This is a genomic window from Prescottella defluvii (genome assembly GCF_000738775.1).
Classification (GTDB): Bacteria; Actinomycetota; Actinomycetes; order Mycobacteriales; family Mycobacteriaceae; genus Prescottella; species Prescottella defluvii.
This window is the reverse complement of record NZ_JPOC01000055.1, coordinates 19617-45098: the sequence shown is the minus strand read 5'-3', so window position 1 is coordinate 45098 and position 25482 is coordinate 19617. Positions and strand designations below refer to the sequence as shown.

The following is a 25482-nucleotide window of genomic DNA, read 5'->3' as shown; positions in this document are numbered from 1 at the left end:
GCGCCGCGGGGGAACGGTTAGCCTTTCCCGCATGGCACCTGACAGGAAGACCGGAGCCGCTCGGCGCGGCAGTTCATCGGTGAAGCATCGCGGGCCGGTCATGTTGCGGCGCGATCGCAAGGCCGAGTCGACCAACGCCGACCGGCGCCTGCTCGATCAGCGTGGGCCCACCGACTGGGTGCACACCGACCCGTGGCGGGTACTGCGGATCCAGAGCGAGTTCATCGAGGGTTTCGGGGCCCTCGCCGAGGTGCCGCGCGCCGTGACCGTGTTCGGGTCGGCCCGCACGGGCGAGGACACGAGCGAGTACGCGCTGGCCCGGGAACTCGGCACCGCTCTCGCGCAGGCCGGGTACGCCGTCATCACGGGCGGCGGTCCGGGCGTCATGGAGGGCGCCAACCGCGGCGCGAGCGAGTCTGGCGGGTACTCGATCGGCCTCGGCATCGAGTTGCCGTTCGAGCAGGGTCTCAACGAGTGGGTCGATCTCGGGATCAACTTCCGGTACTTCTTCGCGCGCAAGACGATGTTCGTGAAGTACTCGCAGGCGTTCATCTGCCTGCCCGGCGGCTTCGGCACACTCGACGAGCTGTTCGAGGCGCTCACCCTCGTCCAGACCCGCAAGATCACGCGGTTCCCGATCGTCCTGATCGGCACCGAGTTCTGGGGCGGCCTGGTCCACTGGCTGCGCGACACCCTCGAGCGCGCCGGCAAGATCTCGCCCGGTGACGTCGACCTCATCCACGTCACCGACAGTGTCGAGGAGGCCGTGCGGATCGTGGCCGAGTCGCAGCAGGGTGTGGACGAGGCAGCGCTGCTGGGCGACGAGGACGAGTGGTGAGCGTGGGCGACAAGAAGTTCAGCGTCTGCGTGTACTGCGCGTCGGGGCCGGTGGATCAGCAGTTCCTGCAGTTGGCATCCGAGGTGGGCACCGCGATCGGCCGACGCGGCTGGCAGTTGGTTTCCGGTGGCGGCAACGTCTCGATGATGGGCGCCGTCGCGACCGCGGCCCGCGAGGCCGGCGCGTGGACCGTCGGCGTCATCCCGAAGGCGCTGGTGCACAAGGAGGTTGCGGACGTCGATGCCGACGAGCTGATCGTCACCGACACGATGCGTGAGCGTAAGCGCATCATGGAGGACCGCGCCGACGCGTTCATCACGCTGCCGGGCGGGATCGGCACCCTCGAGGAACTGTTCGAGACCTGGACGGCGGGATACCTCGGCATGCACGAGAAGCCGGTGGTGATGCTCGATCCCGTCGACCACTTCCGCGGCCTGCTGCACTGGCTCGAGGGGCTGCGTGGTCAGGGATTCGTCGCCCAGCGGGCGTTGGACGGGCTGATCGTCACGGGTGACGTCGAGTCCGCGCTGGACGCCTGCGCGCGCTGAAAACGGTTCTTGTCGAGGGGTTCCGGGGGTGGGCCGTAAAGGTTACTCTGAAGTAAGGAGTGTCCTTCCCGGTCCTCCCGCCCTCCCGACAAGGATGCCGATGAGCTCAGACGCCACCGCTTCGACGATCAGTCTCGTGCAGCTCGCGCTGCAACTGCCGCGGATGGCGACCGAGCTGCCCAGTCTGGCACGCGGGGCGTTGGGTATGACGCGCAAGCCGCAGGCTCGTGAGTCGATCGGCCGGGTGTTCCAGGAACTGGCCCGACGTCAGCCGGACCGGCCCTTCATTCGCTTCGAGGGTGCGTCGATCAGCTACGGGGAAGCCAACACTCGGGTCAACCGCTACGCCGACGTGCTCGCCCGTCGTGGCGTCCGGCGCGGCGACGTGGTGGGGATTCTCATGAAGAACCGGCCCGAGACGCTGCTGCTCACGCTCGCGGTCGTCAAGCTCGGTGCGGTCGCGGGCATGCTCAACCACAATCAGCGCGCAGATGTGCTGGCGCACAGCCTGTCCGTGCTGGACAGTCGGGTCCTGGTGGTGGGGGAGGAGTGCGGCGAGGCGATCGCCTCGCTGGACGGCGAGGTTCGCGCCGAGACCGTGCTCGCCGCGGAGGATCTGGATCGGCTCGCGCAGGATGCGGACTCGTCGAACCCCGCTGTGTGCGAGAGGATCCGGGGATCGGAGCGTGCCTTCTACATCTTCACGTCGGGAACGACGGGTTTGCCCAAGGCCAGCCTGATGAGTCACTTCCGGTGGCTCAAGAGCATGTCGGGGCTCGGTGCCATGGGAGTTCGCCTGCGCCGCAGCGACACCCTGTACTGTGCGTTGCCGCTCTACCACAACAACGCCCTCACGGTGTCGCTGTCGTCGGTGCTCTCCTCCGGGGCCGCCATCGCGATCGGACGCAGCTTCTCCGCGTCCCGCTTCTGGGACGACGCGAAGGCCAACCACGCCACGGCCTTCGTCTACATCGGCGAGGTCTGCCGGTACCTCCTCAACCAGCCTCCCCGAGCAGGCGACCGCGACAACGGAATCCGTCTGATGGTCGGCAACGGCCTCCGGCCGGAGATCTGGGCCGAGTTCACCGAGCGGTTCGGCATCGACCGGGTCGCCGAGTTCTACGGTGCGAGCGAATGCAACATCGCGTTCGTCAACGCGCTGGGTGTCGACCGCACCGCCGGGGTGTGCCCGCTGCCGTACGCGGTGGTGGAGTTCGACCCCGAGACCGGGCGCGCCCGCCGCGGTCCGACCGGGCGGTTGCGCCGCGTCGGCACCGGCGAGGTGGGTCTGCTGCTGTCGAAGGTGACCGACCGGGCGCCGTTCGACGGCTACACCGACCCGGAGGCCAGCGAGAAGAAACTGGTCCGGAACGGGTTCAAGGACGGCGACTGCTGGTTCGACACCGGCGATCTCGTGCGCAGCCAGGGATTCATGCACGTCGCGTTCGTCGACCGCCTGGGCGACACGTTCCGGTGGAAGGGGGAGAACGTCGCGACCACCGAGGTGGAGGGGGCGCTGTCCACGCACCCCGCGATCGAGCAGTCGGTGGTATACGGCGTCGCGGTGCCCGGCACCGACGGCAAGGCCGGCATGGCGGCGGTGACGGTGCGCCCGGGCCACGAGTTCGACGGCGTCCGGCTCGCCCAGGAGATGTACACCCGGCTGCCCGCGTACGCGATCCCGCTGTTCGTGCGCGTCGTCGACTCGTTCGAGACGACGTCGACGTTCAAGAGCCGCAAGGTGGAACTGCGCGAGGAGGCCTACGCGCCGACCGTCGACGAGCTGTACGTGCTCGCCGGTCGCGGCGAGGGCTACCGGCCGGTCTACGACGGATACGCGCGCGACGTCGCCGAGGGGACCGCTCCCCGGGAGTAGTGAGACGTCGGTCATGCGAACATGGGGGCATGGCACCGCGCCCCGTCGCCGACGACGTCTCGGCCCCCGGACACGTCCTGCCCACCCTGTGTGGCAGGCCGGTCGCGACTGATCGTGCTCTCGTGATGGCGATCGTCAACCGCACCCCGGACTCGTTCTACGACCGTGGTGCGACGTTCTCGGACGAGGCGGCGATGGCCGCCGTCGACCGCGCGGTCGCCGAGGGCGCCGATATCGTCGACATCGGCGGCGTCAAGGCCGGACCCGGCGCGCTCGTCGACGCCACCGAGGAGACGCGTCGCGTCGTGCCGTTCGTCGAGGCGATCCGGGCGCGCTACCCGGACGTGATCATCAGCGTCGACACGTGGCGCAGCGAGGTCGCCCGTCTCGCGGTCGCCGAGGGTGCCGATCTGATCAACGACACGTGGGCGGGGGCCGATCCCGCGCTGGTGGAGGTCGCGGCCGAACTCGGGGCCGGGATCGTCTGCTCGCACACCGGCGGAGCGGTGCCGCGCACCCGCCCGCACCGCGTCCGGTACGCGGACGTGGTCGCGGACGTGGTCGCCGAGGTGGTCGGCGCGGCCGAGCACGCGTCGCGGTTGGGGGTGCGGGCGGACTCGATCCTCATCGACCCCACCCACGATTTCGGGAAGAACACCTTCCACGGGCTCGAATTGTTACGGCGCGTGGAAGATCTCGTCAACACCGGATGGCCCGTGCTGATGGCGCTCAGCAACAAGGACTTCATCGGGGAGACTCTGGGTGTGGAACTGGCCGAGAGGTTGGAGGGAACCCTGGCGGCGACCGCGCTGGCGGCCGCCGGCGGGGCCCGGGTGTTCCGCGTCCACGAGGTTGCCTCGACCCGACGTGTGGTCGACATGGTCGCCGCGATCATGGGAACCAGGCAGCCCGTCCGCACCGTACGGGGGTTGACATGAGCATCACCGAAGCGTCGCGCACCTGGACGGACGCCAACAGCTGGGACCATCCCGTCTGGAGCATCGCGGAACTCGAGCGGGCCAAGGCCGGGCGCACCGTGTCGGTCGTGCTGCCGGCACTCAACGAGGAGAAGACGGTCGCCGGTGTCGTCGACACCATCCACCCGCTGCTGGGCGGGCTCGTCGACGAACTGATCGTCCTCGATTCGGGTTCGTGCGATGCGACGGCCGAGCGGGCCGCGGCAGCCGGGGCGACGGTCATCAGCCGCGAGGCGGCGGTCCCCGGACTGCCGCCGGTACCGGGCAAGGGCGAGGTGCTGTGGCGCTCCATCGCCGCGAGCACCGGTGACCTCATCGCGTTCGTCGACTCCGACCTGGTCGAGCCGGACCCCGCGTTCGTCCCCAAGCTGCTCGGCCCGCTGCTGACCGTCGACGGCATCCATCTGGTCAAGGGCTACTACCGGCGCCCGCTGCGGGTCAGCGGCACCGAGGACGCCAACGGCGGCGGGCGCGTCACCGAACTGGTGGCCCGGCCGATGCTGGCGGCGCTGCGGCCCGAACTGACGTGCGTCCTGCAGCCGCTCGGCGGCGAGTACGCGGGCACCCGCGAACTGCTGTCGTCGGTGCCGTTCGCGCCCGGCTACGGCGTCGAGATCGGGCTGCTGCTCGACACCTACGACCGGCTCGGCCTCGGTGCGATCGGCCAGGTCAATCTGGGGGTGCGCAAGCACCGGAACCGGCCGTTGTCCGAACTCGGGGTGATGAGCCGGCAGATCATCGGCACGATGCTGCGGCGCTGCGGCGTCGAGGACACCGGGGCCGGGCTCACCCAGTTCCTCGCGGACGGCGACTCGTTCGTCACCGCCCGGACCGACGTCGCGCTGACCGATCGCCCGCCGATGAACACGATCCGTCCCTGATCGCTGCGCGCGGCGACGTTCCTGTCGGCGGTTCGTGACAGTATCTGGGCATGCTGACGGTCCTTCTGTACCTGTTGATCATGGTGCTGGTCGGTGGCCTGCTGTACTTCGCTGCGAGCATGGTGTTCGGCCGTTCCGAGGAACTGCCGCCGCTGCCGGCGGGCACCACCGCCACCGTTCTCCCCGCCGAGGGAGTCACCGGCTCCGACGTGCGTGCGCTCAGATTCCAGCAGACGCTGCGCGGGTACAAGGCGAGCGAGGTGGATTGGGCACTCGACCGTCTGGGGCGGGAGATCGATTCCCTCAGAGCGCAATTGGAGACCCGGGCGGCGGCCGTACCGGCAGACCGCGAGCCGGCTGTGGACGGCGCAGACGGCGCGGACAGCACAGGCAGTGCGGAGTCGGAGCGGTGAACGCCACCGGGATCGACATCGGTGCGCGTGTGGACGAGCGGACGCGGTGCCCCTGGGCCGCCGACCGCGACGGCTCCCGGATCTACAGCGACTACCACGATTTCGAGTGGGGGCAGCCGCTGCACGGCCGCGACGAGTTGTTCGAGCGGCTGTGCCTCGAGGCGTTCCAGTCGGGGCTGTCCTGGATCACCATCCTGCGCAAGAGGCCGGCCTTCCGGGACGTCTTCGCGGGCTTCGACCCCGAGATCGTCGCGGCCTACACGGAGTCCGACGTCGCCCGGTTGCTCGACGACGCGCGGATCGTCCGGAACCGAGCGAAGATCGAGGCCGTGATCGGCAATGCCAGGGCGGTCCTGGAGTTGGCCGACACCGACCTCGACACGTTGCTGTGGTCGTTCGCACCGGCGCGGCGCGCGCGGAGGTTCGAACGAGTCGACGAGGTTCCGGCGGTCACTCCGGAGTCCACCGCGATGGCCCGGGAACTGAAACGTCGAGGCTTCCGTTTCGTGGGCCCTACCACGGCATATGCACTCATGCAGGCGACCGGGATGGTCGATGACCACATCGCCGCATGCTGGGTCCGACCCCATGCCTGAAGCTGTCTGATTCGGGCGGTTTCGTGCCTCAGCTTCCCGGCAACCCGCTCGATAGGGAAGAATGGGCGACGAGCCTCGCCAACTGCTGACGAGGCATCCACGGTAACCCAGGCGCTGGAAAAGTCCAGCGCAGATTTGGAGGGAGCAGAGGATGGCGGCCATGAAGCCCCGGACCGGGGACGGTCCCCTCGAAGCAACCAAAGAGGGACGAGGAATCGTCATGAGGGTTCCACTCGAGGGCGGTGGACGTCTGGTCGTCGAACTCACCCCGGAGGAAGCAGCAGCGCTGGGGGACGAACTCAAGGGTGTCACCAGCTAGCGGATCACACCTCTTCGGCACTTCCGGCCGGGTCGGCAACACGACCCGGCCGGAAGTGTTGACGGGGGGGATCGGTTCGACGGGTGGTCTCGGGAAAGGGCACGGCGGTACAGGTGCTGGCAGATGTGTGTGAACTGTTGGCGTGCCCGCAGTGCGGCGACGAGTTGGATCCGGCCGATCGGGCACTGGTGTGCGCCCGCGGCCACAGCTTCGACATCGCGCGGCAGGGCTACGTCACGCTGCTGACCGGCGCCGCGACCAAGTTCACCGGGGACAGCCCCGAGATGATCGCCGCCCGCTGCGATTTCCTCGACGCAGGCCACTTCGACCCGCTCATGTCCGCGGTCGCCGAGGCCGTTGTCGAGTCCACCGGCGCCGGGGTCGATCCCCGCATTCTCGAGATCGGGGCCGGCACCGGGCACTACCTCGCCCGCGTACTGGAGGCATCGCCGTCCGCGCGGGGGATCGGTCTCGACGTCTCCAAGCCCGCAGCGCGGCGCCTGGCCCGCGCACATCCGCGTGCCGCGGCCGTCGTCGCCGACGTGTGGCGCCAACTGCCGGTACGGGACGCCGTCCTCACCCACGTCCTGTCGATCTTCGCCCCGCGCAATGCCGCCGAGATCGACCGGGTGCTGGCCGAGCGCGGCACCCTCGTCGTACTCACCCCCACCGACCGACACCTCGTGGAACTCGTGGAGTTGCTCGGCATGGTCCGCGTCGACGACCGCAAGGTCGAACGGCTCGGGGAGACCGTCGCCGGACATTTCGAACGGGTCCACCGCACACCCGTCGAGACGCGGATGCTGCTGTCACACCGGGATCTGGAGAACCTCGTGGGAATGGGGCCGTCGGCGCGCCATCTCCCGCCCGAACGCCGAGCCGAGGCGATCGCCGCGCTGCCGCAGCCGTTCCCGGTGACCGCATCGGTCGTCGTCTCGACCTACCGTCGGCCGAGCACCTCGGTGTAGACGTCCAGGGTCTGCTGCGCGATCCGGGCCCAGGAGAACTCCGCCGTCGCCCGCGCACGGCCCGCGCGGCCCATCGCCGCGGCCCGCTCCGGATCCGTCGCCACGTCGTTCACGGCCGCTGCCAGCGCCTGCTCGAACGCCTCCGGTTCGTACGAGTTGTAGTGGACCAGCAGGCCGGTGACGCCCTCCTGCACCACCTCGGGGATTCCGCCGACGTCGGAGGCGACGACGGCGGTTTCGCAGGCCATCGCCTCGAGATTCACGATGCCCAGCGGTTCGTACACCGACGGACACACGAATACCGTTGCAGCGGACAGCACCTCCCGCACCTGTGTGGTGGGGAGCATGTCCCGGATCCAGACCACCCCACCGCGGCGCGCGGTCAGGCGCGCGACGGCAGCCTCGGTCTCGGTGGCCAACTCGGCGGTGTCCGGCGCGCCGGCGCACAGGACCAGCTGGATCGACGGATCGAAATGGTGCGCGGCCGCGACCAGGTGACCGAGCCCCTTCTGCCGGGTGATCCGTCCGACGAACACCACGATGGGCCGCGCGGGATCGATGCCGTGCGCCGCCAGCACCGACACGGCGTCGGTGTCCGCCGGACCGGGATACCACGCCGCGGCGTCGATGCCGTTGTGCACCACGTGCACCCGGCCCGGATCGATCGCCGGGTACGTGTCGAGGACATCGGCGCGCATTCCGGCGCTGACCGCGATCACCGCGTCGGCGTGCTCCATCGCATTGCGCTCGGACCACGACGACACCCGATAACCGCCACCGAGTTGCTCCGCCTTCCACGGTCGTCGCGGCTCGAGGGAGTGCGCGGTGACGATGTGCGGGATGTCGTACAGTTCGCCGGCGAGATGCCCGGCCAGGCCGGTGTACCAGGTGTGCGAGTGCGCGACGTCGGCGCCGCCCGCGGCGTACGCCATCCGCAGTTCGGCCGACAGGGTGCTCAGGGCGGGATTCGCGCCCGCCAGGGCGGGATCGGGGCTGTGGACGAACGCGCCGTCGCGGGGCCCGCCCATGCAGTGCACGTCCACGCTGCACAATCGCTGCAGGTGGGTGACCAGTTCGGTGACGTGGACGCCGGCGCCACCGTAGATCTCCGGGGGGTACTCCTTCGTCATCATCGCGACCCGCACCGGCTAAACGTAACCGGCGGAACCCGTTCCGGCCAGCAAGACCCCGCCGGTCCGGGGCGATGCTGGCGGCAGTCGGGGCGGGCCGATAGGTTGACGGTGTGAGGAGTCAGCCCCATGTGCTCGGGATCGTGCTCGCCGGCGGCGAGGGTAAGCGTTTGTACCCGCTCACCGCTGACCGCGCCAAGCCCGCAGTTCCCTTCGGTGGCGCCTACCGCCTCATCGACTTCGTGCTCAGCAACCTGGTGAATGCGGGGTACCTGCGGATCTGCGTGCTCACCCAGTACAAGTCGCATTCACTCGACCGGCACATCTCGCAGACGTGGCGGCTGTCCGGATTCGCCGGCGAGTACATCACCCCTGTTCCGGCGCAGCAGCGGTTGGGTCCGCGCTGGTACACGGGCAGCGCCGACGCGATCTTCCAGTCCCTGAACCTCGTCTACGACGAGGATCCCGAGTACATCGTCGTCTTCGGCGCCGACCACGTGTACCGCATGGATCCCGAGCAGATGGTGCAGCACCACATCGACTCCGGTGCCGGCGTCACCGTCGCCGGGATCCGGGTGCCGCGCAGCGAGGCGTTCGCGTTCGGGTGCATCGACAGCGACGAATCCGGCCGGATCACCCAGTTCCTGGAGAAGCCGGCGCACCCGCCGGGCACCCCCGACGACCCCAATGTGACATTCGCCTCGATGGGCAACTACGTCTTCACCACCAAGGTGCTCGTCGACGCGATCCGCGCCGACTCCGAGAACTCCGACTCCGACCACGACATGGGCGGCGACATCATCCCCGCGCTCGTCGGCGCCGGCGTCGCGTCGGTCTACGACTTCAAGAACAACGTGGTGCCCGGCGCGACGGACCGCGACCGCGGGTACTGGCGGGACGTCGGCACCATCGACGCGTTCTACGACGCCCACATGGACCTCGTGTCCGTCCACCCGGTGTTCAACCTCTACAACCGGCGCTGGCCCATCCGCGGCGGCGCCGAGAACCTCGCGCCCGCCAAGTTCGTCAAGGGCGGACTCGCGCAGGAGTCCGTCGTCGGCGCCGGATCGATCCTGTCCGCAGCCACCGTCCGCAACTCGGTGCTCAGCTCCAACGTCATGGTCGAGGACGGCGCGACCGTCGAGGGCAGCGTCCTGATGCCCGGCGTCCGGGTCGGCAAGGGCGCCGTGGTGCGCCGCGCCATCCTCGACAAGAACGTCGTGGTCGGGGAGGGCGAGATCATCGGCGTCGACCTCGCACGGGACCGTCAGCGCTTCGCCGTCAGCAACGGCGGCGTCGTCACCATCGGCAAGGGCGTCTGGATCTAGCGTTCTCCGAGGACAGATCCCAGGTCAGTGCCGGGCCGCGCAGAGCAGACCGTCGCCCACCGGGAACAGCACACGGGTGAGGCGGTCGTCCTCGGCGATGGTCCGCGTGGCCTCCCGGACCGCGACCGTCGTCGCGTCACGCTGCCCGGGATCGGCCACCCGCCCGCCCAGCAGCGCATTGTGGAGCACGATCACCCCACCCGGGCGCAGCAACCGCACCCCCTCCCGCACGAAGTGCGGGTGATCGGCGGGGGCGTTGTCGACGAACACCAGGTCGTAGGCCGAATCGGCGAGGCGCGGCAGGACCTCGAGGGCGCGACCGTTGATCAGTCGGGTCCGCGACGGCGCGATGCCCGCCATCCGGAAGGCGTACTTCGCGGCACGCTGGTGTTCGGGTTCGCTGTCGATCGTGGTGAGGACGCCGTCCTCGCGCATGCCGCGGAGCAGCCACAACCCGCTGACGCCGGCACCGGTACCGACCTCGACAACGGTCTTCGCGTCGAGCATCCTGGTGAAGAGTGCGAGTGCGGCACCGACGGGTGCGGGCACCGGCGCGGCGCCGAGTTCCGTGGCCCGGTCGCGGGCGGCGGTCAACGTCTCGTCCTCGAGGATCGAGTCCTCGGTGTGGGTGAGAATCCGTTCGGCGTTCGTGTGCACGTCCTAGAGGCTAGCCGCGCCGCGTTCCCGATTCCTCGAGGCTCGCCCCTGCCACCTGCCGTGGCCCGCCCCGGAAACACTTCGAGGTCAGATTCTCAGGCCCCACTCAGCTTGCTCATAGTGCGCACATATCGGGATCCGACAGGCTGAGTGCAACGCCGGACGACTAGACCGCACGGCGTGAAGATCACGACGAACGCGGATGTGGGAACAATTCCTGGTTCTCGGGAGTTGAACCTCCACAATCCCGTGTCTCGAGATCAGCGGTCCTGAGTAGGAGGATCCACCCATCCTGATGATCAATGCCGAACGCACACTCACCGATACCGCCGCCGACAACACGGCGGGCACAGATTCAGGTGTGTCCGCAGGAGGCATCGACGTCGCATGCTCCGAACCGACCGGCACGGCCGCGTTCGACGCCACGGGTGACCGGGCCGCGATGCCGTCGTGGGACGAGTTGGTCCGCGAACACGGCGACCGCGTCTACCGCCTGGCCTACCGGCTGTCCGGCAACGCCCAGGACGCCGAGGACCTGACGCAGGACACGTTCATCCGTGTCTTCCGATCGCTGCAGAACTACCAGCCCGGCACGTTCGAGGGCTGGCTGCACCGGATCACCACGAACCTGTTCCTGGACATGGTGCGTCGGCGCAACCGCATCCGGATGGAGGCGCTGCCCGAGGACTACGACCGGGTCCCGTCCGATTCGCCGAACCCCGAACAGATCTACCACGACGCGCGACTGGCTCCCGACCTGCAGTCGGCGTTGGATTCGCTGGCGCCGGAGTTCCGCGCCGCGGTGGTCCTGTGTGACATCGAGGGACTGTCGTACGAGGAGATCGGTGCGACACTCGGTGTGAAGCTGGGTACTGTTCGCAGCAGGATCCACCGCGGACGGCAGGCACTGCGTGACCATTTGGCCGCGAATGGGAAGGTCGACTCCGAGCAGATCGGTGTCCGGTAGTGGCTCAGGAGGGTGTGATGACGCAGGCTCGCAGACCTCGTCAGTTCGGCTCGACCGAACACCTGGCGAGTGAGGCGATCGCCTCGTACGTCGACGGTGAACTTCGGATGAACGCGTACCTCCGCGCGTCCCAGCACCTGGCCCTGTGCCCCGAGTGTGCCGCGGAGGTCGACGCTCAGCAGCAGGCGCGGATCGCCCTGCGGCATGCCGGCGAGGTCGCGATGCCCAGTTCGCTGTTCGGCGTGCTCAGCCAGATTCCGCGCTGCCACGTGCCCGAACCCGAGAACACGCCACCACCGGCGTCCGCACCGGGCATCATCTCCTTCGACCCGAACGGTGACATCGCCCGTCGCTGGCCGTTCCGTCGGCGCCGCTGACGGTGCCTCCCGGCACACCCCTGTCCTGATCGGTGATACTGGCATGCGTGACTGACGCACACGAGGGGGACATGCGCGCGTGACGGCTGATTCGAGGACATCGGGGACGGCCGACGGCGACACCCCGGATACCGGCGGACTGTCCGATGCCGACCGTCGGGACGGCCCGCGACTGGCTCCCCGCCCGGTGTACCGCCCGCACGTCGATCCGACGGCGCAGCACGCCTTCGGTCGTCCGGGCGGTGTGACCGGCTCCTTCGTTCCCGAGACCGCGCGCCGCGCATCGGACGCGCCCACGATCCGTCTCGGTGCGCCCGACGCCGTCATGGCCGAGGCGTTCGGTCGCCCCGCCGGTGAACAGCATTCGCTCCAACGTGGCCCCGAGGGGGCCCCGGACGTCCCCGAGGACTCACCGCACGGCGACCCGTGGCGCGATCCCGGCGCCCCGGTCCGGCTCGGCCCTCCCGCCGAGGACACGACCGGTCCGGCACCGATGCCGCCGGCCCCCAAGCTCGGCATCCGGGACGTGCTGCTGGGCGAACGCATCGAACGGAAAGCGCTCGTGGCGTTGGCCGGCACCGCGCTCGCGATCGGCCTGGTCGGTGGCCTGGTCGCGACCGTGGTCACCTCCGACCGCGGGGCGCTCACGAGTGATCGGGTGACGCTGGCGCAGTCCGGCGGCGACGACGACGCCCCGCAGGGACAGATCGCTGCCGTCGCCGACGCGGTCCTGCCGTCGGTGGTGTCGATCCAGGTGGCGCAGGGGGAGCAGTCCGGAACCGGTTCGGGCGTCGTCGTCGACGGTGCGGGCTACGTCGTCACCAACAATCACGTCATCTCGATGGCCGCGGCCGACCCGGGGGCCTCGACCATCCGCGTCACGTTCTCGGACGGCACCAAGGTGCCGGCGCAGATCGTCGGCCGCGACATCAAGACCGACCTCGCGGTCCTCAAGACCGAGGCGGAGAACCTCACCGTCGCCGAACTCGGCAGGTCCGAGGACGTGCGGGTGGGACAGGACGTCGTGGCGGTCGGCTCGCCGCTGGGCCTGAACAAGACCGTGACCCGCGGCATCGTGAGCGCCCTGCAGCGGCCGGTGCGGCTCAGCGGCGAGGGCACCGACACCGACGCCGTGATCGACGCCGTTCAGACCGACGCCGCGATCAACCCCGGCAACTCCGGTGGCCCGCTGGTCGACATGGAGGGCCGCGTCATCGGCATCAATTCGGCGATCCGATCCGAGAGCGGTGGTTCGGTGGGGCTGGGCTTCGCCATCCCGATCGACGACGTCACCGCGGTCGCGCAGGAACTGATCCGCAACGGCGTGATGCACCACCCGGAGATCGGCGTCAACGCTCGCACCGTCATCAACGACGCGACCAGCGGCGCGCAGGTGGCCAACGTCCAGTCCGGCAGCCCGGCGGAGGAGGCCGGCATCGTCGAGGGCGACGTGATCGTCAAGGTCGGTGACCGGACCGTGGCGAGCGCCGACGAGTTGGTCGTGGCCGTGCACGACCAGGCGGTGGGCCGGCAGGTTCCCGTGCAACTGGTCCGCTCCGGGCGACTCGTGGACGTCCAGGTGACACCCACATCGGACTGACTGGGATGTCCAGCTCGTGACAGGTTTGTGACATTTGCGGATCATGCGAGCGATTCCGGCGTCGGGCACGTACTCTGGGTCCGTGTTTGGCAACATCGGTTGGGGCGAGTTCATGGTGCTCCTCATCGCAGCGCTCGTGATCCTCGGACCCGAGCGGCTGCCTAGCGCCGTCAGCTGGGTGACCAAGACGATGCGGCAGGTCCGGGACTATGCGAGCGGCGCGAGCCAGCAGCTCAAGGACGAGTTGGGCCCGGAGTTCGACGATCTCCGCAAGCCGCTGTCCGACCTCAACGAGCTGCGCGGGATGACACCGCGCGCGGTCATCACCAAGCATCTGCTCGACGGCGACGATTCGATCCTCGGCAACACGTTCGACGGCAAGCCGTTCGAGAACGGGTCCACCGGCCCGTCGTTGTCGAAGCAGACACCCGCGTCGCCGCCGCCCCTCACGGCCAACGAGCGCCCGCCGGTCGACCCCGACGCCACGTAGCCGGCACACAGACACGAAGAAGGGCCCGTCCGCGCACTCGCTGCGCTGACGGGCCCTTCTCGTCGGTCCTACAGGTGCCGGGTGGTGTCGATGCCGAGCGACATCCCGGCGAGGCCACGGGCGCGCACGGACAGCTTGTCGGCGATGTCGCGCAGTGCGGTGCCGGCGGGGGAATCGGGGTCACCGAGCACGATCGGCATGCCGGCGTCACCGCCCTCACGGACGGCCTGCTCGAGCGGGATCTGACCCAGCAGCGGAACCTTCGCGCCGACGGCCTTGGTGAGCCGGTCCGCGACGGCCTGTCCGCCGCCCGAGCCGAACACCTCCATCCGGGTGCCGTCGGGCAGTTCCATCCACGACATGTTCTCCACGACGCCGGCGATGCGCTGGCGGGTCTGCAGCGCGATCGCGCCGGCCCGCTCGGCCACCTCGGCGGCCGCCTGCTGCGGCGTCGTGACGACGAGGATCTCCGCGCCCGGGATGAGCTGGGCGACCGAGATCGCGACGTCACCGGTGCCCGGCGGCAGGTCCAGCAGCAGCACGTCGAGATCGCCCCAGAACACGTCGGCGAGGAACTGCTGCAGCGCGCGGTGCAGCATCGGCCCGCGCCACACGACCGGGGTGTTGCCCTGGGTGAACTGGGCGATCGAGATGAGCTTCACGTCGTACGACTGGGGCGGCATGATCATCCGCTCCACCTGGGTGGGCTTGGCGTCGGTGCCGAGCATGCGCGGCACGGAGTGGCCGTAGATGTCGGCGTCGAGGACGCCCACCGACAGGCCCTTCGCGGCCATCGCTGCGGCGAGATTGACTGTGACACTGGATTTTCCGACTCCGCCCTTGCCGGATGCGACCGCGTAGACGCGGGTGAGCGAGCCGGGCTGGGCGAAGGGGATCACCGGTTCGGTGGAATCGCCGCGGAGCGAACGGCGCAACTCGGTCCGCTGCTCGTCGTTCATCACGTCGAGTTCGACGCGGATCGCGCCCGCGCCTTCGACGTCGGCGACGGCCTTGGTCACTCGTTCGGTGATCTCGGTGCGCAGCGGGCAACCCGCGGTGGTGAGGTAGATGCCGATGTCGACACTGCCGTCGTCGCCGATCTCGATGCTCTTTACCATCCCGAGTTCCGTGATGGGTTTGCGGATCTCGGGGTCCTGCACCCGCGACAGGGCGGTGCGGACGGCGGTCTCGCTCAGGGCTGCCATGCCCCCATGGTAGGCGGCGCCGTTATGCGACCGGCCCCGGTGGGGGTGCCGGTGCCTCCACCGGCGCGGCGGGCGGGCAGAAGACCAGGCACGGCAGCGGCGGCAGTCCGGGGATGAGCGGCAGCGGCATGGGTGCGGGCGCCGGTGCGGGGACCTGCTCGGCGGGGAGCGGTGGGGCCGACGCGGACTCGGGTGCCGCGGGCGCCGCGGGTGCCGCCTCGGCCACCGCCACCGCCTCGGAATCGGGGGACCGTTGGGGCGGCGCGGGAGCGACGGGCACCGACGGGGCAGCGGTACCGCCGGTCCGATAGGCGGCCGACCAGCCGAGGACGTTCGCCATGTACGTCGTCGAATTGTTGTAGCGCAGCACAGCGCGCGACTCCTGGGCCGGGTCGCTCAGATTCAGTCCACCCGAACACAGGTACCGCGCCGCCGCGAGGGTGGCGTCGAAGACATTGTTGGGGTCGGCGACGCCGTCCCCGTTGCCGTCCGACGCGTACCGCACCCAGGTGCTCGGAATGAACTGCATCGGACCGACGGCGCGGTCGTGTGCCGGATCGCCGTCGAGCAGGCCACGATCGGTGTCGGTGATGATCTCGTTGCCCGCCAGGTGCCCGTTGAGGGTGGGGCCGAGGATCGGGGTGACGGTGGTGCCGGCCGCGTCGGTCTGTCCGCCGCCGGCGTGGCCGGACTCGATCTTCCCGATGCCGGCGAGCAGGTTCCACTGCAGTCCGCAGCCCGGCTGGGCGCTGGCGGTCGTGAGCTCGGCGGACCGGTAGGCGTTGAGGACGATCTCGGGGATGCCGAGCGGGCCGACCACGACCGGGACCGGCACCGAGCGCGGCGCGGCGCCGGGCAACAGGGTCGCCGGGTCGGGGACGGTCGGGGTGGGGGCCGGCTTCGCCGTGCGCAACTGGCGCTCGGGCCGGGGCGCGGCGGGCACCAGCCCGACGGTCGGGATGAGTGCCGACTGCGCGGCCGGGGGTTCGGTGGTGGGATCCAGGTCGTGGGTGGCGGCAGCCGACGTCGCCTCGGTGGGAGGAGCCTCGAACACACCGCCCACGGACGACGCTGCGGTCACGAACCCGGCCAGGACGAGGGCTGACACACCGACTGTTCCACGCACACGCACTCTCTCAACCCCTCCTTGCAGGAACCTGCATCCACGCCCGCCTACCCGGTGCGGAGCGTTTCCGCCCGATACATCTCGGACGATGTGACACACGTTACATATCGGTGACGGGTCGTGTCGGGGAACTACGGCACCGGTGAGGATCGTCGGCGGTGTCCGGGCTACTTGCGGGCCGGACGAGCCTTCGGGGATTTACCGGGTTCGCCGTCGTCGTCCTGCCGGGCGTCGCGTTCGGCGAGGATCTGCTTGAGGTCGTCGAGTTCGCGGCGCAGGTAGTCGCGGGTCGCGACCTCGCCCACCGCCAGTCGCAGCGCGGCCAGCTCGCGGGCGAGGAACTCGGTGTCCGCCTTGGTCTGTTCGGCGCGCGCCCGGTCCTCCTCGAGCGACACTCGGTCGCGATTCTCCTGCCGGTTCTGGGCCAGCAGGATCAACGGCGCGGCGTACGCGGCCTGCGTCGAGAAGGCGAGGTTCAGCAGGATGAACGGGTAGGGGTCCCACTGCAGGCTCACCGCGAAGACGTTGAGCGCGACCCACACGATCACGATCACGGTTTGGATCAGCAGGTAACGGCCGGTGCCGAGGAACCGCGCGATGCTCTCGCTGACCCGGCCCACGGCCTCGACGTCGAAGTGCACGCGCAGGCCGCGGGTGCCGCGGGGGGTCTCGAGACGCTGACGTCCGGTCGGTTCACTCATCGCCGGCCTCCTCCTCACGCCAGTCGGTCGGTAGCAGATGGTCGAGCACGTCGTCGACGGTCACCGCACCGAGCAGGTGGTGCTCGTCGTCGACGACGGGCGCGCACACCAGGTTGTAGGTCGCGAAGTAACGCGTCACGGTGGCGAGCGAGTCCTCGGGGTCGAGCCGGGGCAGGTCGTCGTCGAGCACGCCGCCGACGAGGCTCGCGGGCGGTTCGCGGAGCAGCCGTTGCAGGTGGACGCACCCCAGATAGCGTCCGGTCGGTGTCGCCGTCGGCGGCCGCACCACGAACACCATGCTCGCGAGCGCGGGCGTGAGGTCGGCGTTGCGGGCGCGGGCCAGCGCCTCGGCGACCGTCGTGGACGGTGTCAGCACCACCGGTTCGGGCGTCATGAGACCGCCCGCGGTGTCGGGGGAGTGCTCGAGCAGGCGTCGGACCGGCTCGGAGTCCTCGGGGTCCATCAGCTGCAGCAGCGACTCGGCGTCCGTCTCGGGGAGTTCGCCGAGGAGGTCGGCGGCGTCGTCGGGGTCCATCGCCTCGAGCACGTCCGCGGCGCGCTCGACCTCGAGGTGGAGCAGCAGGTCGGTCTGGTCGTCGGCGGGCAGTTCCTGCACGACGTCGGCGAGGCGCTCGTCGTCGAGCGCCAACGCCACCTCGCGCCGGCGCTTCTCGGGGAGCTCGCGCATCGCGTGCGCGACGTCGGCAGCGCGCATGCCGTCGAACTGCATCAGCAGCTGGGAGACGCCCTGCCCCGGCATCGACAGCGCGGTCGGGGTCAGCCCGTGCACGTGCGGCCAGTCGACGACGTGGATCGCCGAGCGCCGGCCGAGCCGCCCGCGGGGTGCGCGGACCGCGACCCGCGACACCACCCAGTCGCGGGTCCGGGTGAGTTCGATGCCGAGGTCGACGACGACGACGTCGGCACCGATCGCCTCGGTGACCTCCGAATCGTCGATCCGGACCCGGGAATCGAGGACCTGGGCGAGCGCCAGGATCTCGGTGGGGCGCTGGTCGAACCGGCGCAGACTGACGTTGCCCGTCTTGAGGGTGACCGATGCCGGCTCGATCGCGGTGACCCGGAGCATCGGCACGAAAATTCTCTTGCGGGTGAACATCTCGATGACCAGGCCCAGCACGCGGGGCGGCTGTCTGCCTATTCGGATCGTCAGGACCACGTCCCGTACCCGGCCGATCGACTCGCCGTCCGGTCCGAGAACCACCAGGCCGGCGAGCCTGGCTGCGAATACCTTGTTCACAGCTGCCATGATGAAAAGGCTAGATCCTTGCTCGCAGATCCACTGAATTCGGAGGGCCGTTCGGTCATGACTTCTCGCATCAGGCCGCGTCGGTCCGTCCTGGCGGTGCCGGGTTCGAGTCGCAAGATGATCGACAAGGCGAAGGGCCTACCGGCCGACGAGATCTTCCTCGATCTCGAGGACGCGGTCGCGCCGATCGCGAAGGCCGAGGCGCGGGCGCGGATCGTCGACGCTCTCAACGAGGACGGCTGGGGCCAGCAGATCAAGGTGGTGCGGGTCAACGACTGGACCACCGAGTGGACGCATGCGGACATCGCGACCGTCGTCGGCGGTGCGGGCGCCAACCTCGACGCCGTGCTGCTGCCGAAGGTGCCCGACGCCAGTCACGTCCAGGCCCTCGACCTGCTGCTGACCCAGATCGAGAAGGCCAACGGCCTCGAGGTGGGGCGGATCGGTATCGAACCGCAGATCGAGAATGCGATCGGTCTGACGAACATCAACGCGATCGCGACGGCGAGTCCGCGGGTGCAGACTCTGGTGTTCGGTCCGGCGGACTTCATGGCCAGCATCAACATGCGCACCCTGGTGGTCGGCGAGCAGCCCGACGGCTACGACCGTGGCGACGCCTACCACCACATCCTGATGACGATCCTGATGGCCGCGCGGGCACACGACCTGCAGGCCATCGACGGCCCCTACCTGCAGATTCGGGACGTCGACGCGTTCCGCCGCTCGGCGCAGCGGACGGCCGCGCTGGGCTTCGACGGCAAGTGGGTGCTGCATCCCACCCAGATCGACGCCGCGAACGAGGTCTTCAGTCCCCGTCAGGAGGATTTCGATCAGGCGGAGATGATCCTCGACGCGTACGAGTTCCACACGTCCGCGGCGGGCGGCGGGCGCGGCGCGGTGATGCTCGGCGACGAGATGATCGACGAGGCGAGCCGCAAGATGGCGCTGGTGATCTCGGCGAAGGGCCGGGCGGCCGGGATGACGCGCACGTCGGCGTTCACGCCACCGGCGAACGGGTAGGCGATCGTCGCTCGGTGCGGGCACAATTGATATCAAGAACCGGACATCGGTAGAACCGGACATATCGCACGCCCCCGAGCAGGAGAGACGAAGACGATGACGAATCCACTCTCGCAGCCAAACCGACAGGGCCGCGGGCTGCCGACTCCGCCCACCGGCTGGCCCATCGGCTCGTATCCGACGTACGCCGAGGCGCAGCGCGCCGTGGACTACCTGTCCGATCAGGAGTTCTCCGTCGAGGACGTCACGATCGTCGGCGTCGACCTGATGCAGGTCGAGCGGGTGCTCGGCAGGCTCACCTGGGCCAAAGTCATTGGCGGCGGCATCGTTTCGGGTGCCTGGTTGGGCGTGTTCCTGGGCCTGCTGCTCGGCATCTTCACCGGTGGGGTCCTCGCGCCGCTGCTCGTCGGCATCGTCGGTGGCGTCATCTTCGGGCTGATCTCCACCACGATCCCGTACGCGGCGGCCCGTGGCACGCGCGACTTCTCGTCGACGATGCAGTTGGTGGCCGGACGCTACGACGTCCTGTGCGATCCGAAGACGGCGGAGTCTGCGCGCGACATGCTGGCGAAGCTGGCGATCTAGCCGACCGGCACCGCGTCCGAGTCCGTGGCGGAGTCGGACTGGGCTCCGGCCGGTCGGCGTCGGTGCGACGACGAGGTCGCGACGAACACCAGAAGCGCCGCGGCCACCGCGCATCCGGCGCCGATCGCGAAGGCGGTCCGATAGGCGTCCACCGTGGCACCACCACCCGCCGTGGCGTGGGTGGTCAGCAGTGTCGCCAGTAGCGCGCTCGCGACACTGCTGCCGACGGTTCGGGCGATGGAGTTGACGCTGTTGGCGACGCCCGTCAGGTTCGGCTCCACCTCCGCGACCAGCAGGGCCGGCAGGGATGCGTACGACAGACTCGTGAACGCGCACATCAGCATCGACGCGCCCACCACCTGCCAGGGGTGCTCGTGCGCGACGATCATCGAACCGAACCCGAGCACTCCGAGCGCGGACGCCGCCGCCATCACGCCGCGCGGACCGAACCGGGTGATCAGCATGCCGCTGCAGATCGATGCGATCACGCCCACGGTCGCGCCGGGAAGGATGAACATCAAGCTGGCGCGCATCGGATCGGCGTCGAATCCGTAGCCGACGATCCCCGGGGAACTCTGTACGAAATACATCATCCCCGTGACGTTGACGAACATTCCGGCGCCGACCAGCAGTCCGGCCAGGTGCGTGAACAGCACCGGCCGGCGGGTGAGCATTGCCGGCGGCACCAGCGGCTGGCGGATCCGGTGCTCGACGGCGAACCAGACGCCCAGCACGGCGACGCCGGCGGCGGCACAGCCGATCGTCGTGGGCGAGGTCCATCCCCACCGGACGCCCTCGGCCAGGGGCATCAGCAGCAGGACCAGACCCGCGCCGAGCAGGACGGTGCCGGCCCAGTCGACCCGGCCGGGTGTGGGGTTCGGACGGGACGGCACCGTCGCGACGACGCCGACGAGCGCGATGAGGGTCATCCCGATCGCGAGCCAGAACACCCGCCGGTAGTCGCCGCCCTCCGAGACGAGCAGTCCGGTCAGCACCATGCCGATGGCGCCGCCGAATCCGAGCGTGCCGGACAGCAGTCCCATCGCGGACGTCAGTCGTTTCGGCGTGAACTCGTCACGCAGAATCGCGATGCTCACCGGGAACGCCGCGAACGACAGGCCCTGCAGCACGCGTGCGACCAGCAGCCACGGCAGCGACTCGGTGACAGCACCGACAACCGACCCCGCCAGCACGATCACCAGGACGCTCAGCAGGACGGTCCGCTTGCGGCGCAGATCCGCCATCCGGCCCGCCACCGGTGTGGTGACCGCGGCGGCGAGGAAGCTCGCGGTGAGCGTCCAGCCGATCGCGGTGGTGCCGACGTCGAGTTGGTGACCGATCACACCGGACAGGGGGATGACGATGGTCTGCTGGACCGATGCGACGAGGATGACGAAGCAGAGGGTTGCGGTCAGTGCGGTGTCCGGTGATCGGGTTGCGTTGCGGGGCAAGGTGACTCCTGAGCAAATCTGTACGAGAGGTGGAGCAAGCGGGGTCGCGCAAGGTGGTGCGTGGGGAAACGGGCCGAGCAAATTGGTTAATTCATCTAACTAGTGGCTCGGGCCGGGTGATGTCCAATCGGCCTCCCTGTGGTCGGGAGAGGGCCGAAGTAGGTTCGCGCGCACGGGTGTTAGATGGGGTGTGTGACTGACAGTGTTGTCTCGGCCGTACGCGCCCATCTCGACCGGTCCATCGGCGGGCCCGAGCCGACCGCGGCGTCGGTGACCTTCCTCGGGGTCGAACCCGTCGACATCCTCCGCTACCCGGGCGACGGCGACACGCCCGTCCGCTACGTCAGTCTCGGGTGCTCGCGGCACCCGATGGGCGATCCGAGCGCCATGATCGCCGATCCGACGCGCGGTCCGCGCGCCGAACTGATCCTGAGCCTCGTCGGCGGCGCGGGCGTCGCTTCGGGGGTGCACCGCACGATGGCCGTCCTCGCTGCCGCCCCGTCCGTCGAAGGCGTCGTACTCGAGGCGGACGGGCTGATCGACCTGGGCGAGCCGCTGTGGAAGGGGGCACCGTTCACCGCGGTTCTGCTGGGTCCCAGCGAGATCCCCGACCTCGTTCTGCCCGAGCCGCTCGATCCCGTCCGATTCCTCGCAGTGGTGCCGTTGACCGGCACCGAGGCGGCGTGGGTGCGCTTGCGTGGAGCGGCTGCTCTGCGCGAGGCGTGGGCGGAGGCCGGGATCGACGTGCGCGACCCCGACCGGGGCGCCGCCACGCTGTGAACCACCGGTAAAGCGGACTCGGCGCACACTTTTCGGACCTGACACACTGGACCCGTGCGCATCGATCTCCACACCCACTCGACCGCCTCCGACGGCACGGACACGCCGGCGGAACTTGTGCAGGCCGCGGCCCGGGCCGGCATCGACGTACTCGCGATCACCGACCACGACACGACCGCGGGATGGAGCGAGGCGGCAGCCGCCCTGCCCTCCGGCATGCAACTGGTGCGAGGCATGGAGATGTCGTGCGAGGGGCGGGGCGAGGACGGCCGGCCGGTGGCCGTGCATCTGCTGGCCTACCTGTTCGATCCGACTGCGCGCGAGTTCGCCGTCGAGCGCGAGCGACTGCGGGGAGAACGGGTGGCGCGCTTGCGTGCGATGGCGACCCGGATGGCCGACGACGGGCTGCCGATCGACCCCGACGAGCTGATGGCCGAGGCCGGTCCCGCCGTCGGGCGTCCGCACCTGGCGCGCGCACTGGTCCGTGCCGGCGTCGTCGACAGTGTCGGCGAGGCGTTCACCGACCTGCTGTCCACTCGCAGCCCGTACTACGTGCACAAGGTCGACACCCCGCTCGAGCACGCCGTCCGGATGGTCTCCGGCGCCGGTGGGGTGAGCGTGATCGCGCACGCCCGTGCCCGCACCCGCGGACGGCTGCTGTCGCTCGACCACGTCCGGGAACTCGCCGGGCAGGGTCTCGGCGGACTCGAGATCGATCATCCGGACCATGACGACCACGACGTCGAGGTGCTGCGTTCGCTGGCCTCCGAACTGGACCTGATCACCACCGGGTCGTCGGACTACCACGGATCGAACAAGACCATCGAACTCGGTCGGCACACCACCGACCCCGCCGACTTCGACGTCCTGGTGGCGCGCGCGAGCGGTGTGCCGGTGCTCTCCGGCAGCGACACCGCGATCGGGGGATCCGGCCGGTGACGTGGGACGGATTCGACGGCGTCCGCCGGCAGCGGGACTCGTGGGCGGTGCGCGGGTTGCGTGCGCTGTCGGGCGTCGTGGCGGGCGGCGTCGTCGTCCTCACGCTCGTCGTGATCGGTGCCGCCTACCTCGCGTCGGACCGTGGATTCCCCGGTCCGGGTGGCCAATCCATCACCGCCCACATCCTGGCGAGTATCGCCGTCGTGGGGTTGCAGGTGTTCGCGGATCGGCGCCGCGGAGCGGTTGCCGCGGTGTCGGCGCTGGCGGTGATGGCGGTTACCGGGCTGTTGCTGTGGAGTCAGTGGTGGTCGTGATCACCCGTCGTCGACGGCGCCGAGTCCTCACAGGTAGAACGAGCTTTCGGTGAGGTTCCGACCGATCCGACGGATTTGATTCCTGCCTCCCGATGGTGCAAAATTACTGCACTTCGCGTGGGTGCTACCGCCCTTCGTCGAAGGTCTCCACGGTGGCAGAACTCGAGCCAGGGCCCACCCCGCCCGGCGCCATCACGCTCCGGCAGTAGTGCAGCGATCGCGCGCCCCGGTAGCTGCAACCGATCAAATCCTGTGTTTCCAGAGTGCTGTCTCGACTCATCTCTCCGAGGCGGTTACTTCTCAGTAACCAGGACCCGAGTGAGTCTGGCCCCAAGAGGAGTGTCATCGTGTCACCTGTGTCTGAAGCTTCCGTAACGCCAAAGGTCGAAATCACCGACGAGGATATTTTCGCGGGCCACATCGGTGGCAAGCTCTCAGTCGAGACAACCGCGCCCCTCGATTCCCAGCGCGCGCTGTCGATCGCGTACACCCCCGGTGTTGCGCAGGTCAGCCGGGCGATCCACGCCGACGAGACGCTCGCCGACCGCTACACGTGGACCAACCGCCTCGTGGTCGTCGTCAGTGACGGCACCGCGGTTCTGGGCCTCGGCGACATCGGCCCGCGCGCCTCGCTGCCCGTCATGGAAGGCAAGTCGGCGCTGTTCAAGACCTTCGCCGGCCTCAACTCGATCCCGCTGGTGCTCGACACCAAGGACCCCGACGAGATCGTCGAGACCCTCGTCCGCCTGCGCCCGAGTTTCGGCGCAGTGAACCTCGAGGACATCTCGGCGCCGCGCTGCTTCGAGATCGAGCGCCGCGTCATCGAGGCTCTCGACTGCCCCGTGATGCACGACGATCAGCACGGCACGGCCATCGTGGCGCTCGCCGCGCTGCGCGGTGCCGCGAAGGTGCAGGGCCGCGGTATCGAGGGTCTGCGTGTGGTGATCTCCGGTGCCGGGGCCGCCGGTGTCGCGTGCGCCAACATCCTGCTCGCTGCGGGGATCGCCGACGTCACCGTGCTCGATTCGAAGGGCATCGTCTCCTCCGATCGTGGTGACCTCAACGAGATCAAGGCTGATCTCGCGGCGCGCACCAACCCGGTCGGACGCATCGGCGGCATCGTCGAGGCGCTCGACGGCGCCGACGTGTTCCTGGGTGTCTCGGCGGGCACGGTGCCCGAGGAGATCATCGCGACGATGGCTCCTGAATCGATCATCTTCGCGATGTCGAACCCGGATCCCGAGGTCCACCCCGACATCGCGAGCAAGTACGCCGCGATCGTCGCGACGGGTCGCAGCGACTTCCCGAACCAGATCAACAACGTGCTCGCCTTCCCGGGTGTCTTCAAGGGTGCCCTGGATGCGGGTGCGCGCCGGATCACCGAGAACATGAAGCTCGCTGCCGCGGACGCGATCCTGTCGGTGCTCGGCGACGAGCTCGCGGTCGACAAGATCGTCCCCAGCCCACTGGACCCGCGGGTCGCCCCGGCTGTCGCCGCGGCGGTCGCGCAGGCGGCCAAGGACGAGGGCGTCGCGTAGGACCTTCAGGGCGCAGCGCGCCCGAATAGACACAACGCTCGGCTGGGTCTTCCCGGCCGGGCGTTGTGTCGTTCCGGCTCGGCGTCGGTCAACGGCGTTGCGTGAGCAGAACCGCAGCGAACGCGTCGAGGTCGGCATTGAGGCGCCGCACGCGTTCGGAGCCGAGTCCCTCGACGAGCCGACCGTGGAAGTCGTCGAGGATGTCACGACCTTCGGCGGTGGCCGTCTCGCCCGCTTCGGTGAGGGAGTGGCCGATGATCCTTCCCTTGCCCGGGCTGCGGAGGATCAGGCCTTCGCGTTCCAGGATCCCGGCCATGCTTGTCAGGGACTGCGGTGTCTGCAGCGTCATGCTCGCCAGCGCGGCACCCGAAACACCCGGATGGCGCTTGATCGCCGAGAGCACCGTGAATCTCGCGATCGTGAGATCGATGGTCGCCAGTTCGTCGTCGACGACGCGTAGCGCGAGTTGGGAGACGTACCTGAGTCGGTGATGCAGGTTGTCGAGTCCCGTCGGATCCGGTTGCGACAGAAGGTCGGACAGATAGTCCGTCACGGTGGTCTCCTCGATTTCGTCCTACCCTTGCGGGCAGC

The 25482-nt window shown here is 69.3% G+C and carries 28 protein-coding genes; 20 read left to right on the top strand and 8 right to left on the bottom strand.

Annotated elements, in window-relative coordinates:
- Positions 1-31: 31 nt before the first annotated feature.
- The 9 genes from IJ15_RS0119100 (at position 32) to IJ15_RS0119060 (ending at position 7416) form a co-directional block, all read left to right on the top strand.
- Positions 32-838: an LOG family protein gene (locus IJ15_RS0119100; protein ID WP_031939946.1), complete on the top strand. Its 807-nt coding sequence runs from the start codon at positions 32-34 to the stop codon at positions 836-838.
- Positions 832-1386 (top strand): LOG family protein, encoded by a 555-nt coding sequence (locus IJ15_RS0119095; protein ID WP_031939945.1) that lies wholly within the window; start codon positions 832-834, stop codon positions 1384-1386. The genes IJ15_RS0119100 and IJ15_RS0119095 overlap by 7 nt, the downstream gene beginning before the upstream one ends.
- 94 nt (positions 1387-1480) lie before the next feature.
- Positions 1481-3262, top strand: a complete 1782-nt coding sequence (locus tag IJ15_RS0119090; protein ID WP_031939944.1) for a long-chain-acyl-CoA synthetase — start codon at positions 1481-1483, stop codon at positions 3260-3262.
- A 29-nt stretch (positions 3263-3291) separates the two neighbouring features.
- Complete coding sequence (folP, locus tag IJ15_RS0119085) at positions 3292-4200, top strand: dihydropteroate synthase (RefSeq protein WP_031939943.1); 909 nt, start codon at positions 3292-3294, stop codon at positions 4198-4200.
- On the top strand, positions 4197-5120 hold the full coding sequence (locus tag IJ15_RS0119080; protein WP_031939942.1) for a glucosyl-3-phosphoglycerate synthase: 924 nt from the start codon (positions 4197-4199) through the stop codon (positions 5118-5120). The genes folP and IJ15_RS0119080 overlap by 4 nt, the downstream gene beginning before the upstream one ends.
- A gap of 50 nt (positions 5121-5170) precedes the next feature.
- Positions 5171-5533 carry a DivIVA domain-containing protein gene (locus IJ15_RS0119075; RefSeq protein WP_051919221.1) on the top strand — a complete coding sequence of 121 codons (363 nt, stop codon included), beginning with the start codon at positions 5171-5173 and terminating at the stop codon, positions 5531-5533.
- The gene (locus IJ15_RS0119070) at positions 5530-6129 is read left to right on the top strand and encodes a DNA-3-methyladenine glycosylase I (protein WP_269321487.1); all 600 of its coding nucleotides are present in this window, start codon (positions 5530-5532) and stop codon (positions 6127-6129) included. Before IJ15_RS0119075 ends, IJ15_RS0119070 begins: the two co-directional genes overlap by 4 nt.
- 151 nt (positions 6130-6280) lie before the next feature.
- Positions 6281-6448, top strand: a complete 168-nt coding sequence (locus IJ15_RS25665; RefSeq protein WP_003931055.1) for a DUF3117 domain-containing protein — start codon at positions 6281-6283, stop codon at positions 6446-6448.
- 113 nt (positions 6449-6561) lie between these two features.
- Positions 6562-7416, top strand: coding sequence for a putative RNA methyltransferase (locus IJ15_RS0119060; protein ID WP_031939939.1), 855 nt, complete (start codon positions 6562-6564; stop codon positions 7414-7416).
- On the opposite strand, the gene glgA is transcribed toward IJ15_RS0119060, so the two are convergent.
- Positions 7389-8561: a glycogen synthase gene (gene glgA, locus IJ15_RS0119055; protein ID WP_031939938.1), complete on the bottom strand. Its 1173-nt coding sequence runs from the start codon at positions 8559-8561 to the stop codon at positions 7389-7391. The genes IJ15_RS0119060 and glgA overlap by 28 nt on opposite strands.
- Before the next feature lie 98 nt (positions 8562-8659).
- On the opposite strand from glgA, the gene glgC reads away from it, so the two are divergent.
- The gene (gene glgC / locus IJ15_RS0119050) at positions 8660-9874 is read left to right on the top strand and encodes a glucose-1-phosphate adenylyltransferase (protein WP_031939937.1); all 1215 of its coding nucleotides are present in this window, start codon (positions 8660-8662) and stop codon (positions 9872-9874) included.
- Positions 9875-9898: 24 nt separating this feature from the next.
- On the opposite strand, the gene IJ15_RS0119045 is transcribed toward glgC, so the two are convergent.
- Positions 9899-10531, bottom strand: coding sequence for an O-methyltransferase (locus IJ15_RS0119045; protein ID WP_031939936.1), 633 nt, complete (start codon positions 10529-10531; stop codon positions 9899-9901).
- Between the two features lie 295 nt (positions 10532-10826).
- Here IJ15_RS0119045 and sigE point away from each other — a divergent pair, with 295 nt between their 5' ends.
- The 4 genes from sigE to tatB all read left to right on the top strand — a co-directional run bounded on the left by sigE (position 10827) and on the right by tatB (position 13965).
- Complete coding sequence (gene sigE / locus IJ15_RS0119040) at positions 10827-11498, top strand: RNA polymerase sigma factor SigE (protein WP_031939935.1); 672 nt, start codon at positions 10827-10829, stop codon at positions 11496-11498.
- Between the two features lie 17 nt (positions 11499-11515).
- Positions 11516-11875 (top strand): cupin domain-containing protein, encoded by a 360-nt coding sequence (locus tag IJ15_RS0119035; protein ID WP_031939934.1) that lies wholly within the window; start codon positions 11516-11518, stop codon positions 11873-11875.
- Between the two features lie 79 nt (positions 11876-11954).
- Positions 11955-13475 carry a S1C family serine protease gene (locus tag IJ15_RS0119030; protein ID WP_031939933.1) on the top strand — a complete coding sequence of 507 codons (1521 nt, stop codon included), beginning with the start codon at positions 11955-11957 and terminating at the stop codon, positions 13473-13475.
- Positions 13476-13557: 82 nt separating this feature from the next.
- Positions 13558-13965, top strand: coding sequence for a Sec-independent protein translocase protein TatB (gene tatB, locus IJ15_RS0119025; protein WP_031939932.1), 408 nt, complete (start codon positions 13558-13560; stop codon positions 13963-13965).
- Positions 13966-14033: 68 nt separating this feature from the next.
- Here the strand turns inward: tatB and IJ15_RS0119020 are convergent, their stop codons facing one another.
- The 4 genes from IJ15_RS0119020 to IJ15_RS0119005 form a co-directional block, all read right to left on the bottom strand.
- Positions 14034-15170 carry an Mrp/NBP35 family ATP-binding protein gene (locus tag IJ15_RS0119020; RefSeq protein WP_031939931.1) on the bottom strand — a complete coding sequence of 379 codons (1137 nt, stop codon included), beginning with the start codon at positions 15168-15170 and terminating at the stop codon, positions 14034-14036.
- 22 nt (positions 15171-15192) lie between these two features.
- Positions 15193-16278 (bottom strand): lytic transglycosylase domain-containing protein, encoded by a 1086-nt coding sequence (locus tag IJ15_RS0119015; protein ID WP_231569593.1) that lies wholly within the window; start codon positions 16276-16278, stop codon positions 15193-15195.
- 185 nt (positions 16279-16463) lie between these two features.
- Positions 16464-16997, bottom strand: a complete 534-nt coding sequence (locus tag IJ15_RS0119010) for a DUF1003 domain-containing protein (RefSeq protein ID WP_031939929.1) — start codon at positions 16995-16997, stop codon at positions 16464-16466.
- Positions 16990-18264: a magnesium transporter MgtE N-terminal domain-containing protein gene (locus tag IJ15_RS0119005; RefSeq protein WP_031939928.1), complete on the bottom strand. Its 1275-nt coding sequence runs from the start codon at positions 18262-18264 to the stop codon at positions 16990-16992. The genes IJ15_RS0119010 and IJ15_RS0119005 overlap by 8 nt, the downstream gene beginning before the upstream one ends.
- Before the next feature lie 57 nt (positions 18265-18321).
- On the opposite strand from IJ15_RS0119005, the gene IJ15_RS0119000 reads away from it, so the two are divergent.
- Positions 18322-19284 carry an HpcH/HpaI aldolase/citrate lyase family protein gene (locus IJ15_RS0119000; protein ID WP_031939927.1) on the top strand — a complete coding sequence of 321 codons (963 nt, stop codon included), beginning with the start codon at positions 18322-18324 and terminating at the stop codon, positions 19282-19284.
- A 96-nt stretch (positions 19285-19380) separates the two neighbouring features.
- Complete coding sequence (locus IJ15_RS0118995) at positions 19381-19869, top strand: general stress protein (protein WP_031939926.1); 489 nt, start codon at positions 19381-19383, stop codon at positions 19867-19869.
- Here IJ15_RS0118995 and IJ15_RS0118990 read toward each other — a convergent pair.
- Positions 19866-21320: an MFS transporter gene (locus IJ15_RS0118990; RefSeq protein WP_051919216.1), complete on the bottom strand. Its 1455-nt coding sequence runs from the start codon at positions 21318-21320 to the stop codon at positions 19866-19868. The genes IJ15_RS0118995 and IJ15_RS0118990 overlap by 4 nt on opposite strands.
- A 192-nt stretch (positions 21321-21512) precedes the next feature.
- Here IJ15_RS0118990 and IJ15_RS0118985 point away from each other — a divergent pair, with 192 nt between their 5' ends.
- From IJ15_RS0118985 to IJ15_RS0118970, 4 genes are all read left to right on the top strand, one after another.
- The gene (locus IJ15_RS0118985) at positions 21513-22100 is read left to right on the top strand and encodes a suppressor of fused domain protein (RefSeq protein WP_031939924.1); all 588 of its coding nucleotides are present in this window, start codon (positions 21513-21515) and stop codon (positions 22098-22100) included.
- Positions 22101-22154: 54 nt separating this feature from the next.
- The gene (locus IJ15_RS0118980) at positions 22155-23039 is read left to right on the top strand and encodes a PHP domain-containing protein (protein WP_031939923.1); all 885 of its coding nucleotides are present in this window, start codon (positions 22155-22157) and stop codon (positions 23037-23039) included.
- The gene (locus IJ15_RS0118975; RefSeq protein WP_231569592.1) at positions 23036-23353 is read left to right on the top strand and encodes a hypothetical protein; all 318 of its coding nucleotides are present in this window, start codon (positions 23036-23038) and stop codon (positions 23351-23353) included. Before IJ15_RS0118980 ends, IJ15_RS0118975 begins: the two co-directional genes overlap by 4 nt.
- A gap of 347 nt (positions 23354-23700) precedes the next feature.
- Positions 23701-24891, top strand: a complete 1191-nt coding sequence (locus IJ15_RS0118970; RefSeq protein WP_031939921.1) for an NAD(P)-dependent malic enzyme — start codon at positions 23701-23703, stop codon at positions 24889-24891.
- Between the two features lie 88 nt (positions 24892-24979).
- Here the strand turns inward: IJ15_RS0118970 and IJ15_RS25310 are convergent, their stop codons facing one another.
- Positions 24980-25444: a MarR family winged helix-turn-helix transcriptional regulator gene (locus IJ15_RS25310; protein WP_051919213.1), complete on the bottom strand. Its 465-nt coding sequence runs from the start codon at positions 25442-25444 to the stop codon at positions 24980-24982.
- Between the last annotated feature and the right edge of the window lie 38 nt (positions 25445-25482).